The sequence below is a fragment of the Verrucomicrobiota bacterium JB022 genome (assembly GCA_030673845.1).
Taxonomy (GTDB): Bacteria; Verrucomicrobiota; Verrucomicrobiia; order Opitutales; family Oceanipulchritudinaceae; genus WOUP01.
This window is the reverse complement of the sequence record JAUTCQ010000006.1, coordinates 1-13,151: the sequence shown is the minus strand read 5'-3', so window position 1 is coordinate 13,151 and position 13,151 is coordinate 1. Positions and strand designations below refer to the sequence as shown.

Here is a 13,151-nt window from a genome sequence, read left to right as displayed (position 1 = left end):
TGGGAAACGGAGCCGCCGGGCCTATATTGGCGGCATGACCTCCTTGTTGCCCCGCCTGCTGGCGCTGTTTGCGCTGGCCCTGCCCGCCGCGCTCCACAGTGAGAACACCTACTCCATCCAGCCGCTGCTCGACCGCAAGGCGCCCCCGCCCTCGCCCCTCATCCACGACGACCGGCGGGTGACGTTCTTCTTCCGCGCCCCCCAGGTAGACGAAGTTGTGCTCGCCTGGGGCGAGTGGAAGCCCGAGCAGCACCCGATGGAGCGTAGCACCGACGGCCTCTGGAGCGTCACCGTCGGCCCCGTCGAGCCGGGGCTCTACGGCTACAACTTCATCGTCGACGGCCTCTGGGTGCTCGACCGCGCCAACCCCACCGTCAAGGCAGGCACCGTCGTCTACTCCAGCCTCGTCGACGTGCCGGGCAAGCCCCCGCGCTTCGACCAGCGCCAGAACGTACCGCAAGGCGCGGTGCACATCCACCACTTTTACGCGCCAGAGCTGGACCGCATGCGCGGCTACCGCGTCTACACCCCGCCCGGCTATGATCCGGCGGGCGAGCAACGCTACCCCGTGCTCTACCTCCGCCACGGCATGGGAGATCACGAAGGCAACTGGACCCAGGAGGGGCGTGCCGACGTGATCCTCGACAACCTGATCGCCGCCGGTAAGGCCGAGCCCATGATCGTCGTGATGCCCAATGGCCTGCTCGACGGCTCATGGGCCGGCGGCAGCATGCCCGAAGGCATCGAAGGGCTCGAGCGCGAGCTGTTTCGCGACATCATGCTGCAAGTCGAGCAGCGCTACCGCGTGAAGACCGGCCCCGCCCACACGGCCATTGCCGGGCTCTCGATGGGCGGCGGGCAGTCGTTCCTCATCGGCCTGCGCCACCCCGAGCGCTTCGGCTGGGTGGGCGACTTCAGCAGCGGCCTGCTCAGCGCCGTGGAGTTCAAGGTGGAGGAACGCATCCCGGGGCTTTACGACCGCGCCGAAGAGGTCAACAAACACTACGGCCTCATCTACCTCGCCTGCGGCACCGACGATCCCCGTCTGGAAGGCCATCAGGAGCTGGTGGCCGAGCTGCGTGCCCACAACATCGACGTAGCCTACCACGAGACCCCCGGCGGCCACGAGTGGAGCGTGTGGCGCGAAGAGCTGAGAAACCTTGCTCAGCAGCTTTTCAAAAAAAGCCCTACCAAAAAACAATAGCTACGTTTGCAAAAAAATTATTAAGAAAGCTGAAGCTTCCACGCTTCAGCTTTTTGCTTTTCCGCCGAGTAGAAGTGATTCGGCGATATCGAACCCTTCAGGAAGTCAATCGGTTAAGGCCAACACCCCTCCAGCCTTCACCGTCAACCTGCCAAGTCCTACCGGAAGCTCTCCTCTCATGACCACTGCAGAGGCACTCTCGCAAGCGAAAGCCGCCCTTACCGGGCCGGAGCCGGTGGTATTTTTGATGTGTGGCATTCCCGGCTCCGGCAAAACGGCCTTTGCCCTGCAACTGGAGAAAGAGGGCTGCACGCATTTGTCGATGGACGATGAGATCTTGAGCCGCTTCGGCCGCTACGGCTCAGATTACCCGCCCAGAATGTACGGCCCACACCAGATCGCGGCCGAAGAAACCCTGCGGGAGCGCCTGCTCAGCCTCCTGGAGGAAAAACGGCATGTGGTGGTCGACTTCAGCTTTTGGCAACGCACCCGGCGCTACCTCTACACCAGCCTCATCCGCCAGCACGGCGGCACGCCCCAGATCGTTTACCTCCGCGTATCGCCTCAGGATCTGCACCAACGCCTCGTCGAGCGCAGCCGACGCTTCGACGCCAATGCCGCCCTTCCCATCGCCAACGAGCTGGTGCAGCAATACGTGATCGGCTTTGAGCCTCCCGTCGATGAAGAGTGCTGGACCGTGGAGCCCGGGCACTGAACGCCTGAACATTAACCTTGCGGGAATCCCCCACCGCGCTACGCTGCGGCTCCTATGCTGGCAGTCGTAACATCCGGGGCGCTGATGGGCGTCGACGCCGTGCCCGTCCAAGTGGAGTGCAACACGGGCGAACAGGGTGAGCCCAAGCCCGTGATCGTAGGGCTGCCGACGGGAGCGGTCAAGGAGGCCAAGGACCGCGTCTGGAGTGCGCTGATGAACACCGGCTACCGGGCGCCCCGCACCAAGACGACGATCAACCTCGCGCCCAGCCACCTGCGCAAACAGGGCACGCTCTACGACCTGCCCATCGCGCTCGGCCTGCTCGCCGCCACCGGCCAAGTGCCCACCGAGCCGCTCGAAGATTACCTGATCGCGGGCGAGCTCAGCCTCTCCGGCGAAACCCGGCCCGTCGTTGGTGGGCTCGCCCTCGCCGCTCTCGCCCGTCAGCTCGGCAAAAAGGGCGTGCTGCTCCCCCCCACTACCGCCCAGGAAGGCGCGCTGGTGGGCGGCGATCTGCAGGTCTACGAAGTCCGCTCGCTCGATCAGGCCTGCTCGTTCCTCGCCGGCAAGACCGACCTGCAGCCGATCCAGCCGCCTGCCGCGAGCGAGGCCGATGCCGCCCACCCCACCAGCGTCTGCTTCAGCGAAGTCAAAGGCCAGCACGCCGTGCGCCGCGCGGTGGAAGTCTCCGTCGCCGGTGGGCACAACATCCTGATGATCGGGCCGCCCGGCAGCGGCAAGAGCATGATCGCCAAGCGCATCGCCACCATCATGCCCCGCCTGAGCAGCGAGGAATACCTCGACCTGCTCCGCATCTACAGCGCCGCCGGCATGACGCTCGAAAACGGCACCCTACCCCGCACCCGCCCCTTTCGCAGCCCGCACCACACCATCAGCGACGTGGGGCTGATCGGCGGCGGCAGCACCCCTGCGCCCGGCGAAATCTCCCTCGCCCACCACGGCGTGCTCTTCCTCGACGAGCTGCCGGAGTTCAAACGCGGCGTGCTCGAAGTGATGCGCCAGCCGCTCGAAGACGGCCACGTCACCATCTCGCGCAGCGCGGGCAAGCTTACGTTCCCGGCCGCCTTCATGCTCGTAGCCGCCATGAACCCCAGCCCCGACGGCTACGGCAACGACCGCACCAAAAACACCGCCCAACAGGTCCAACGCTACCGCAGCCGCCTCAGCGGCCCCTTGCTCGACCGCATCGACCTTCACGTCGAAGCCCCCGCCCTGACCATTGCCGAGCTGCAACAGGCCCGCCCCGGCGAATCGTCGGCCACCATCCGCGAGCGCGTCGAAGCTGCCCGCACCCGCCAGCGCGAACGCTTTGCCGACACGCCGCACCTGCTGGTCAACGCCCGCATGGCCCCGCGCGACATCCGCCAGCACTGCCAGCTTACCGACCGCGACGCCACGCTCCTGCGCTCCGCCATGGAACGCCTGCAACTCTCCGCCCGCGCCTACGATCGCATCCTCAAGGTCGCCCGCACGATCGCCGACCTCGCCGGCACCGACCGCATAGAAACACCCCACCTCCTAGAGGCTATCCAATACCGCAGTCTCGACCGCGGCAACGGGTGACGGGAAGGTTTTTCCAGCCGCAAAGTGGACGCAGATTCACGCGGATGAAAAGAGGTTGATCAGTCACGGCTCAAAAAATGCCGATTGAGTCCCACGCCAAGTCGCTAAGCCGCCAAGGAGGCGCGTTCGGGACTATAATTATGAAACTACCGCTTCGCGTCTTCGCGCCTTTGCGTGAGGCCGCCGGTTTTCTGCCTTTTCATCCGCATGAATCTGCGTCCACCTGCGGCTAAAAAATCCAGCCTACAGCACCATCTCCCCCGCGTCGGAGTAGCTGAACATGGGGCCCCAGGCTACTTCCCACACATAGCCGTCAGGGTCGGTGAAGTAGCCGGCGAAGCCGCCCCAGAAGGTGTCCTGCGCGGGCTTCACGATTTTGGCACCCGCGCGCTCGGCCACGGCCAAAACTTCCTCCACCTGATGCTTGAAGCGCACGTTGTGAGCCAGCGTGATGCCGGAGAACCCAGGCGACGGCACCGGCACATCGGGCCCAATATCCTTGGCCAGCTGATCGACCGGGAAGAGCGCCAGACGGGTGCCGTTGGTACGGAAAAATGCGACCTCCGCATCGTCCGCCGCTTCGGTCTCAAAGCCCAGCCCGTCGCGGTAAAAACGAATCGCCCGCGGCAGGTTGCGCACGCCAAGCGTGATGAGTGTGATCCGTGCTTCCATGCCTCCGGTTTATACCGACAAAACCGGCATGACAAGTGTTTCTATGTTCACATTTCGTAGGGTGAAAATCAGCTCCGCAAGGGACGGACGCTGGTACAAACTTGCCTCATCTCGCCTCCGCGCGACTACAAAGCGTTTGTTTTTTGCGTTTATTCTGAGCCTGCAGTGTGCGTAAAAGAGTGGGGTGAGCGTGTCCGTTTCCTCCCAGCCGAGTGACCAGAACGACGCGGCTCCCCCGACCTGGGGCGAGCTGTTGGCGGGGCGCAACTTCGTCCGCAACGCCGTCCTCGCCGGCAGTACGGCCCTGCACGCCACCAACGTGTTTATTGTCGCGACGCTGCTGCCGTCGGTGGTGCGCGACATCGGGGGGCTGCACCTCTACGCGTGGAACACCACCCTTTTCGTCGTCGCATCGGTCATCGGCAGCGCCACGGCTGCCCAACTGCTGCAAGCGGCTCGCCCGCGCAATGCGTATGTGCTGGCGACCCTGGTCTTCGCATTGGGTGGGATGCTTTGCACGGTGGCACCCTCCATGCCCGTGATGCTGGCAGGCCGGCTGATCCAGGGGCTCGGGGGCGGCTGGTTGGTCGCGCTGGCCTACGGGATGATCCGCCTGCTGTTCCGGCCCGCCCTGTGGCCGCGCGCAATGGGGGTCGTTTCGGCCATGTGGGGCATCGCGACCTTGATCGGGCCGGCCATCGGCGGCGTCTTTGCGCACTACCACGTGTGGCGCGGCGGCTTTGGGCTCACGCTGGGCCTCTCCCTCTGCTTTGCCGTGCTGGCCGCCGTCACCTTGCCCAAGGAGGGTGATGCCAGCCTGACCCGTACGGCTCCGCTCCCGCGCCTGCAGCTGGGCATTCTGACGGGTGCCGTCATGGCCGTGTCGGGTGCCAGCATTGTGGGCACGCTCTGGGGCGAGGCTATGGGCGTCGGGCTGGGGCTCGGGCTGCTCGCTTGGCTCGCCTGGCGCGAAAAGCAGTCCAACACGGCTCGACTGTTGCCACGAGGGGCGCTTGATCCGCAAGGCCCCTTTGGCAAGCGCTACATCGTGATGGCGTTGCTGGTTGCCTCCATCACGCCCGAACTGTATGTTCCCTACTTCCTGCAAGTGCTCGACGGCATGACACCGCTCGGGGCCGGCTACCTGACCACGGCAATGTCCGCCGGATGGTCGTGGGGCTCGATGGCCGCGTCCGGCTGGGATGGCCGACGCGCCACGCTTGCCGTGCTCAGTGGACCCGCCTTCCAACTGCTGGGGCTGCTCACGTTGACGCTCTTTTTCCCGCTGCTGGTCGAGACCGGCGTCTGGGCGCGCTGGCCGGTCGGGCTCGGGCTCTTTGCGATGGGCCTCGGCATTGGGGTGTGCTGGCCGCACCTGCTCTCGGCTGTGATCCGCCATGCGCCCGAGGGCGAGGAGAACGTCACCGCCACCTCCGTTACCACCGTAGAGCTGACGGCGGTCGCCTTCGCCTCCGCGTTCGCGGGCCTGATCGTCAACCTCAGCGGGATCGACGACGAGCCGCTCGTGCCCAGCGCCCAAAACGCATCCGCCTGGCTCTGCGGCCTCTTCGCCCTCGCGCCCGTGCTGGGCATCTATTTCTCCGCCCGGCTGATCCGCAGCAAGCAAAGGGAAGCACAGCTTGCGCACGCCGCAGAATAGGCGACGCTCCCGCATGAGCTCTCTCCCGGCCGACGTCTACATCGTGCCCGGCTATGGTGCCACGCCACGCTCGCACTGGTTCCCCTGGCTACGCCGCCGCCTGGCTGCCGACGGCCTGCAAGCCCAAGTCGTCGCCCTGCCAGCCCCGACGAACCCCCAGCCCGCGCCCTGGCAGCAGGCCCTGGCCCGTGCCGTCGGCCAACCCGGCCCCACGACCAGCATTGTCGCCCATAGTCTCGGCTGCCTGACGCTGCTGCACTACCTGCAGAGCCGGCCCGCAGTAAAGGTCGGCGCTGTGGTGCTCGTGGCAGGGTTTTACGAAGTCCTCGACCGCTATCCCAACCTGCAGCCGTTTTTCGAACCAGCGCTCGACTTCGGCCAGTTGCGCGGTCAGGCCCAAGCCTACCGCGTCATCGCCTCGCGCGACGACACCCATGTGCCATTGGAGCGCACGCAGGCATTGGCCCAAGCCCTGCACGCCCCGCTCAAGGAGACCAACCGCTGCGGCCACTTCCTCGCAGAAGACGGCGTTTCCCGCCTGCCGCTCGCGCTCGACCTGCTACGGGGCAACCGGCCGCCCAAGCCTACACCGTAACGCGGTCCAGCTCCACGGCCTCGCGGTAGAGCTTCAAATCGTGCCACGCCAGCAAGTCGCCCTGCCCCTCGGAAAACTGCAGCACCCGCCCTGCGTGCTCGTAGCCCAAGTCTTCAAACGGCAGCTTGGGCACGATGTCGTGTGTATTCTGGATGTTGTAGAAATCGAGCGCCGGTAGCGCCGCCACCGCATCGACAAAGCTGCGGTCGCCCACACGAGGCGAGGCTAGCGTGTAGACCGTCACCTCCTCGATGCCCGCCGCCTGCCGCCAAGGGTCGATCGCGAGCGAAGCGCCCAGCAGTGTCGCCAAAGCCCCGCCGAGGCTATGCCCCACCACGACCACGCGGCGGATCCCGGGAGCCTGAGCCAGCAACTGCGTCAACTGCTCGACCAGGCGCGGGCTGCAGGATTCATAAGTCTTGAAAAATCCTTGGTGCACCTGTCCGAGGTCGATCCCGCCCAGCACGCGTCGGATCTTGCTGAAGTTCATGTTTGTATCCCAATCGCGCCGCAGCAGGGTGCCGCGCACGCCCACATAAAGCGTATCGTCGCCCGCCGGAGAGCCCGCCACCACCAGCGGCGCCCACTCCTCCACCCACTGGTACATATGCGGCTGCCCTGGCCGCCGTGGCCCGAATTTCCGCCGCCAGGCCAACGAACGGCCCCAGACCAGCGACGTATGCCGGGTAAAACCCTCCGCCGCCAACGCCGCCTGATCCCAGGCATACACGTTATCCTCCGGCCGGTCCGCCTCAATCCAGTCGCGGGCCACCGCATACATCAGTTGCACGAGCCTACACCCACGCAGCGCCTGAGCCTTATCGTAAGCCATAGCAGAGAAACGTTAAATCCGCTTCGATCCTATACTTCCGGGAGCTATCCGCCAAGCAGAATTGAATCAGCAATAGATTTAACCACCGACCGCCCAAATCCACCCAAGAGTCGACCAAGGTAACTCCCTTCATTTGAGTGTTCTGTGAATTCTGCGGTCGAATCCCCATTTTCGTCTTTCCCACGCCCTGCCAGCCGCACAACCTCCCAAAGCATGTTCCGTCGTCGCGTTCGATTGCAGGGGCCTGTGCTGTGGCAAGATCTAGACCGGCTGGCCCGGTTGCTCGCCGTGCGCATCCCGCTCGACCGCTCGGTGCGGACGCTCGCCCGACAGGCGCGCCAGCCGGAAATCCGCACCGAATGGGAGGCCGTGGCGCGCGTGGTGGCCGGGGGGACGCGCTTGGCCGACGCCTTGCGACAACGTGGCTTGGGCGAAGCGACGCTGCATACCCTCATCCATGCCGGTGAGGAGACTGGGCAGCTCGCCGACACCTTGCGCCGCATCACCGCCGAGCAGCGTTCGCGGCGACGCCTGCAGCGCCAACTCGCCTCCGCCTCGGCCTACCCGCTGACCGTCGGGGTGCTCGCCATCGGGATCGTCACGACCCTCCTGACTTTCGTGGCCCCGCAGTTTGCCGAAGTCTACCGGCAGATCCCACAGCTTCAGGGGCGCCCACTGCCGTGGCTGACCCGCATGGTGATGGAGCTACCCCACGTATTACTTCCGGCAGGGCTCGTGCTGGTCATGCTCGGCTCCGCCGGCTGGCTGGGGCTACAGCGGCTGGCCCGACAACAGGCAGCTTGGCGGCTACGGGCCGAAGCGTGGGCAGACGCTGTCCCGTGGTGGGGCCGCACGCGCCGCCAGTACGCCCTCGTCCACCACTTGCAAACGACCGCCACCGCACTCTCGGTCGGCCTACCCCTGCCGACGGCCCTGCGCCTCAACGCCTCACCCGCCTGGCAAGAGCTTGCGCGCCGGGTCGAAGGCGGCCAAGCGCTGAGCCAGGCCTACTTGCAAGGCCCACAGCCCGACCCGACCGTGCACAGTCTGCTGGAGGTGGGCGAAGAGACCCACTCCCTGCCCGCCCGCTTTGCCGAAGCCGCCGAACTGCTGCAGGAAGAACTCGAAGCGCGCCTCAACAGCGTCAAGACCTGGCTGGAGCCTGCCCTGATCGTGACGCTGGCCGCAGTGGTCGGCACCCTCGTGCTAGCCGTCTTTCTGCCCATCCTGGAGCTGCTGCAGCAAGTAGGCCCGTAAGAGAGCCGGGAACGGAATCTCAACCCCCTTCCACCCCTGCCTCGCCCGAGTCGAATAGCCTATACACCTGCCGCTTCCCGCCAACTGGTGGCTTGGCAATCCCGGATTCCTGTGCCATAACTACCCGTCCCTGATCGCGAACCACCTGCGCCATGGCCTTTGACCTGACTGCCCCGCAAACCGACGAAGTCCCCTACGAGATGAACGAACTGCTGGAGCTGATGTTCGAGCAGGGCGCCAGCGACATGCACCTCCGCGTCGGTTTTCCGCCCACCCTCCGCCTCGCCGGCGGCATGGTGCCGGTCGAGGGGCCCAACCTCCGCCCTATCGACACCGAGACGCTGATGATGGCGGTGACGCCCGACAACCAACAGGAGCGCCTCAAGCGCCGGGGCGGGGCCGACTTTGCGATCAACTTCATGGACAAGGCGCGCCTGCGGGCCAGCGTCTTCAAGAACAAGGGCGACTACGGCATGGTCTTCCGTGCCATCCCCAACCGCCTCTTCGGCCTGCGCGAAATCGGCCTGCCCGACCAGCTCAAGGAGCTGCTGACGCGCCCCCGGGGGGTCATCCTCGTCACCGGCCCCACCGGCTCCGGCAAGTCGACCACGCTCGCCTCGATGGTCAACTGGATCAACGAAAACCGCGACGGCCATATCATCACGATCGAAGATCCGATCGAGTATTACCACAACCACCGCAACTGCCTCGTGACGCAGCGCGAGGTAGGGAACGACACCCCCAGCTTTGCCGACGCCATTCGCGATGCCCTTCGCCAAGACCCGGACGTGATCCTCGTGGGGGAAATGCGCGACCTGGAGACGATCGAGGCCGCCGTGAGTGCCGCCGAAACCGGCCACCTCGTGCTCGCCACTCTGCACACCACCGGCGCCGCCCGCACGGTAGACCGCATCGTCGACGCCTTCCCGGCCAACATGAAGGAGCAGATCCGCACGCAGCTTTCGTCGTCCATCGTGGCCGTCATTTCGCAGGTGCTCTGCCGCAAGATCGGCGGGGGCCGGATCGCCGCCTTCGAGATCATGACGACGACGACTTCCATCGCCGCCCTCATCCGCGAAAACAAGACCTACCGCATCCAGTCCGAGATCCAGACCGGCGCCAATTACGGCATGATGACGCTCGATGCCCACCTCACGAGCCTCGTCAACCGTGGCCTGATCACGCCCGAGCAGGCGGTCGAAAAGAGCGAAGACCCCGGCGACTTGCGCCGCAAACTCGAAACGACCGGCATCAAGGTGAAGGATGTCGGCAGCCTCTAGCCTGCAGGCCCTCCCCCTGCCCGATTCGCCCTTTCGCCCCCGCTGGCAGGCCCTCTGGCGCACGCCCGACGGCCAGTTGCGGGCGGCGCTGCAAGACCCGAACGATACGGCGGCGCTCGAAGCCCTGCGCTTCCTCCTCGGCCAGCCGGTAGCCCTGCTTGCGCCCGAAGCAACGCAGCCCCTGAACGCCACGGCCGAAACCGAGCCTGCCGTCGCCTGGATCGACAACGTGCTCGCCCGCCTCGTGGCCCAACACGCCAGCGACCTGCATCTGGAGGCCGAGGGCGAAACGCTGCGGGTCCGCGCCCGGCAAACCGGGAAGCTGCTCGACTTGCCTCAACCACCCGCCGGCGCTGCCGCCTCGATTGTCGCGCACCTCAAGCTCCGCGCCGCACTCGATCCCCACGAGCGACGCCGCAGCCAGGACGGGCGCTTTGCCTGGGCTCCGCCCACGGGCGAAGCGGTCGACTTTCGTCTCTCGTGCCTGCCTACCCACCGGGGCGAGAGTCTGGTGCTGCGGATTCTCAACGCCCGCCAGACCGGCTTGCGCCTGCACCAACTGGGCCTGCCCGAGCCCTTGCAAGCGGCCCTGCGCCAGACGCTGCGTCAACCCAACGGCCTCATCCTCGCGGTCGGCCCCACCGGCTCGGGAAAAACGACTACCCTTTACGCCCTGCTGCAAGAGCTCGACCGCAGCCGCTCCAAGGTGCTCACGGTCGAAGACCCGGTCGAATACGCCCTCAGCGACGCCATCCAGGTCAACGTGCAGGCCGAGCTGGGGCTGGGCTTCTCCGAGGTCCTGCGGGCCATGTTGCGCCACGATCCCGACCAGATCCTGGTGGGCGAAATCCGCGACCGCGAGACCGCCCGTATCTCGCTGCAGGCCGCGTTGACGGGCCACCTCGTGCTCAGCTCGCTCCACGCCAGCGATGCTCCTGCGGCCCTCGTCCGCCTGCGCGACCTCGACCTGCCGCCGTATCTCATCGCAGCCACCGTGCGCGGGATCGTCGGCCAACGCCTACTGCCCCGGGCCGACGGCCAAGGCCGGGTGGGCATCTTCGAATGGCTCGCGCCCAATGCCGCCCTGCGCGACGCCCTCCAGCACGACGCCTCCCTCGCCGACCTGCGCACCCACGCCCGCGCCAGCGGCTGGATCCCCCTCGCCGAAGCAGCCCGCGAGGCCGTGGAGGCAGATGTTATCGTGGCGGATCAGGCGCACAAATTAGAGTAAGCAGAACAAGTATTTCTCACAAAGTTCACCAAGACACAAAGAGCTGAAAAGCAGATATTTGTGTGCTTCGTGTTCTTGTGAGAGAATTGTTTTACCCCAGCACCAGCGCGTCCCCCTCTTCGCGGAGCACGAAAAAGCGGGCGCGTTCGTGGGGGGTCTTGTTCGGTTGGTGGAGCGTCAGCATGAGTTGCCCCGCCAAGGTCTGGAAGATCATGCCGTGGCCGCCTTGCGCGGCGAAAAGCGGTTGCGCATCGTGCTCCCAAGGGCCCGTGATCTTGCCCGTCCGTGAACGCGCGAGGCCCATCGCGTACCCCTGCTCGCCTACGCTCGACCAGAGCATGAGCAGCGCGCCCGACGCCGTGCGGTGCAGGAAAGGCCCATCGGTAATGTAAAGAGGCGTGCCCGGCTTCAAACCTTCCGCGCCCGGCACTTCGGCCAGGTTGACGTTTGGGAGTGGGCGCGCCCACGGGCCGTCGGAGCCTTGGAACAAGACCAGCGGCTCGCCCTCGGCATGGCGGAGATCCGCCGAGAGGCGTTGCGCGACCATCCGGCCATCGCCCACCTGCACCCACTCGTGGCAATACACCATCCACGGCGCGCCGTCTTCGACCCAGAGCGTGGCGTCGAGGCATTCCCAGCCGTCGGGCGTCACGGGGCCATCGGTCAAAGGCTCGAACGGCCCCGCCGGATCGTCGGCCACCAGCACCTGCGTCCCACGCGAACGCCCCGGCGCCTTGAAGGTGGCAAACATGTAGTAGCGGCCTCCATACGCATGGACCTCCGGCGCCCAGAACTGCGTCGTCGCCCAAAAGCCTGCCGGGGGGCGAAAGGCGGGGATCGGCCCCTCCCAGTGCTGCAGGTCGCGACTGCGGTAGGCGTCAAAGCCCGTGCCCGGGCCGCTCCAGGCGTTGCGGTCGGTCGTGCCGTAGAGCAGGTATTCGCCCCGCGCCGGCAGCGGCAGCACAAAGGGGTCGCGGATCTGGAGGTCGGAGAGTTTCATGGGGTGCCGCCCAGCTTGGCCGCGCACCCCACCCGATACAATCCGCAAGCAATTCGGCCCGTCAACTGGCGGAGAGTGCGGGGCAATGCACGTCGTAATCGGTCGTCACCGACAGCTCGCGCCATTCCTCCAGCTCGTCCTGCAGGCGCCGGATCTTTTGCGCCAGCGCCTCCACCGCATCGCTGCCCACCGGCAGGCGCAAAGGCGGGTTTTCATCGCGACTGAGGTGCACGAGGATCCGGGCCAGCTTCACGGGGTCGCCCAACTGCTGGCCGTTGCGGTCGGCCACAAATTCGCGCTGGTATTGCGCCAGCGCCTCGTAGGCATCCACCTGGCGCTCACCAAAGCGGATCGAGCTTTCGCTAAGAAAATCGGTGCGGAAGTAGCCGGGGCAGACGAGCGTGGCGTGGAGCCCGAACGGCTGGATCTCCTGCACCAACGACTCCGTAAAACCTTCGAGCGCAAACTTGCTGGCGCTGAAAAGCGAGAAGCCCGCCCCACCCCGTACGCCCGCCATGGCCGAAATGTTGAAGATCAGCCCGCGGCGACGCTCGCGCATGGAGGGCAGCACAGCCCGCGTCACGTGCATCGGGCCAAAGACATTGGTCGCAAACTGGCGCTCGGGCGCTTCCGGCTCCTGTTCCTCAAACATGCCGATCTGCCCGTAGCCCGCGTTGTTGACCAGCACATGGACCGGCCCGAGGGTGTGCTCCACCTCCCCGACGACCCCGGGGATCGCGGCGAAATCCGTCACGTCGAGGACGCGGGCGAAGGCCCGCTCGGGATCGAGCGCCTCCACCTTGGCGGCCGCCTCGGCCGAGCGCGCGGTGCCCACCACCCGGTGACCCGCCGCGACGGCCGCCTTGGCGATCGCGAAGCCGAAGCCCGAATTGGCGCCGGTGATAAGAAAGGTCTTGGTATCCGACATGAACCATCCATCCGTCTCGCGCGCCGCGAAGGGGCGCGCCGTTGAACCATGTCCACCAGATAATCTTTCCGAGACTCCTCCCACACGGCGAATCCTGGACTTTTCATGCCCATTCCTCTATCGAGACCCATGGATCCGCTTTCGACCGACATGACCGCCATCGTCGCGGCGCTGCGCGATTTGGCCCCCGGGG

12 protein-coding genes are annotated in these 13,151 nt (G+C 66.0%); 8 read left to right on the top strand and 4 right to left on the bottom strand.

Annotated features, from left to right (window positions below):
• Window positions 1–34 precede the first annotated feature (34 nt).
• From Q7P63_03780 to Q7P63_03770, 3 genes are all read left to right on the top strand, one after another.
• Window positions 35–1,204, top strand: coding sequence for an alpha/beta hydrolase-fold protein (locus Q7P63_03780; GenBank protein MDP0499199.1), 1,170 nt, complete (start codon window positions 35–37; stop codon window positions 1,202–1,204).
• A 178-nt stretch (window positions 1,205–1,382) separates the two neighbouring features.
• The gene (locus Q7P63_03775) at window positions 1,383–1,919 is read left to right on the top strand and encodes an ATP-binding protein (protein MDP0499198.1); all 537 of its coding nucleotides are present in this window, start codon (window positions 1,383–1,385) and stop codon (window positions 1,917–1,919) included.
• 54 nt (window positions 1,920–1,973) lie between these two features.
• Entirely contained in the window at window positions 1,974–3,503 is a 1,530-nt protein-coding gene (locus Q7P63_03770) for a YifB family Mg chelatase-like AAA ATPase (protein ID MDP0499197.1), read from the top strand.
• 243 nt (window positions 3,504–3,746) lie between these two features.
• Here Q7P63_03770 and Q7P63_03765 read toward each other — a convergent pair whose 3' ends face one another.
• The gene (locus tag Q7P63_03765) at window positions 3,747–4,175 is read right to left on the bottom strand and encodes a VOC family protein (protein ID MDP0499196.1); all 429 of its coding nucleotides are present in this window, start codon (window positions 4,173–4,175) and stop codon (window positions 3,747–3,749) included.
• 190 nt (window positions 4,176–4,365) lie between these two features.
• Here Q7P63_03765 and Q7P63_03760 point away from each other — a divergent pair, with 190 nt between their 5' ends.
• Together Q7P63_03760 and Q7P63_03755 are read left to right on the top strand one after the other, a co-directional pair.
• The gene (locus Q7P63_03760) at window positions 4,366–5,835 is read left to right on the top strand and encodes an MFS transporter (protein ID MDP0499195.1); all 1,470 of its coding nucleotides are present in this window, start codon (window positions 4,366–4,368) and stop codon (window positions 5,833–5,835) included.
• Window positions 5,836–5,848: 13 nt separating this feature from the next.
• Window positions 5,849–6,430, top strand: a complete 582-nt coding sequence (locus Q7P63_03755) for an alpha/beta hydrolase (GenBank protein ID MDP0499194.1) — start codon at window positions 5,849–5,851, stop codon at window positions 6,428–6,430.
• Here the strand turns inward: Q7P63_03755 and Q7P63_03750 are convergent.
• Window positions 6,420–7,262 (bottom strand): lipase family protein, encoded by an 843-nt coding sequence (locus Q7P63_03750; GenBank protein ID MDP0499193.1) that lies wholly within the window; start codon window positions 7,260–7,262, stop codon window positions 6,420–6,422. The two genes, Q7P63_03755 and Q7P63_03750, sit on opposite strands and share 11 nt — an antisense overlap.
• 213 nt (window positions 7,263–7,475) lie before the next feature.
• Here Q7P63_03750 and Q7P63_03745 point away from each other — a divergent pair, with 213 nt between their 5' ends.
• The 3 genes from Q7P63_03745 (at window position 7,476) to Q7P63_03735 (ending at window position 11,030) form a co-directional block, all read left to right on the top strand.
• A complete protein-coding gene (locus Q7P63_03745; GenBank protein MDP0499192.1) occupies window positions 7,476–8,519 on the top strand; it encodes a type II secretion system F family protein in 1,044 nt (347 codons plus the stop codon).
• Window positions 8,520–8,671: 152 nt separating this feature from the next.
• Window positions 8,672–9,799: a type IV pilus twitching motility protein PilT gene (locus tag Q7P63_03740; GenBank protein ID MDP0499191.1), complete on the top strand. Its 1,128-nt coding sequence runs from the start codon at window positions 8,672–8,674 to the stop codon at window positions 9,797–9,799.
• The gene (locus tag Q7P63_03735) at window positions 9,783–11,030 is read left to right on the top strand and encodes a GspE/PulE family protein (protein MDP0499190.1); all 1,248 of its coding nucleotides are present in this window, start codon (window positions 9,783–9,785) and stop codon (window positions 11,028–11,030) included. The genes Q7P63_03740 and Q7P63_03735 overlap by 17 nt, the downstream gene beginning before the upstream one ends.
• A 91-nt stretch (window positions 11,031–11,121) precedes the next feature.
• Here the strand turns inward: Q7P63_03735 and Q7P63_03730 are convergent, their stop codons facing one another.
• Together Q7P63_03730 and Q7P63_03725 are read right to left on the bottom strand one after the other, a co-directional pair.
• A complete protein-coding gene (locus Q7P63_03730; GenBank protein MDP0499189.1) occupies window positions 11,122–12,030 on the bottom strand; it encodes a glycoside hydrolase family 43 protein in 909 nt (302 codons plus the stop codon).
• A gap of 61 nt (window positions 12,031–12,091) precedes the next feature.
• Window positions 12,092–12,958, bottom strand: a complete 867-nt coding sequence (locus Q7P63_03725; protein ID MDP0499188.1) for an oxidoreductase — start codon at window positions 12,956–12,958, stop codon at window positions 12,092–12,094.
• Window positions 12,959–13,151 lie beyond the last annotated feature (193 nt).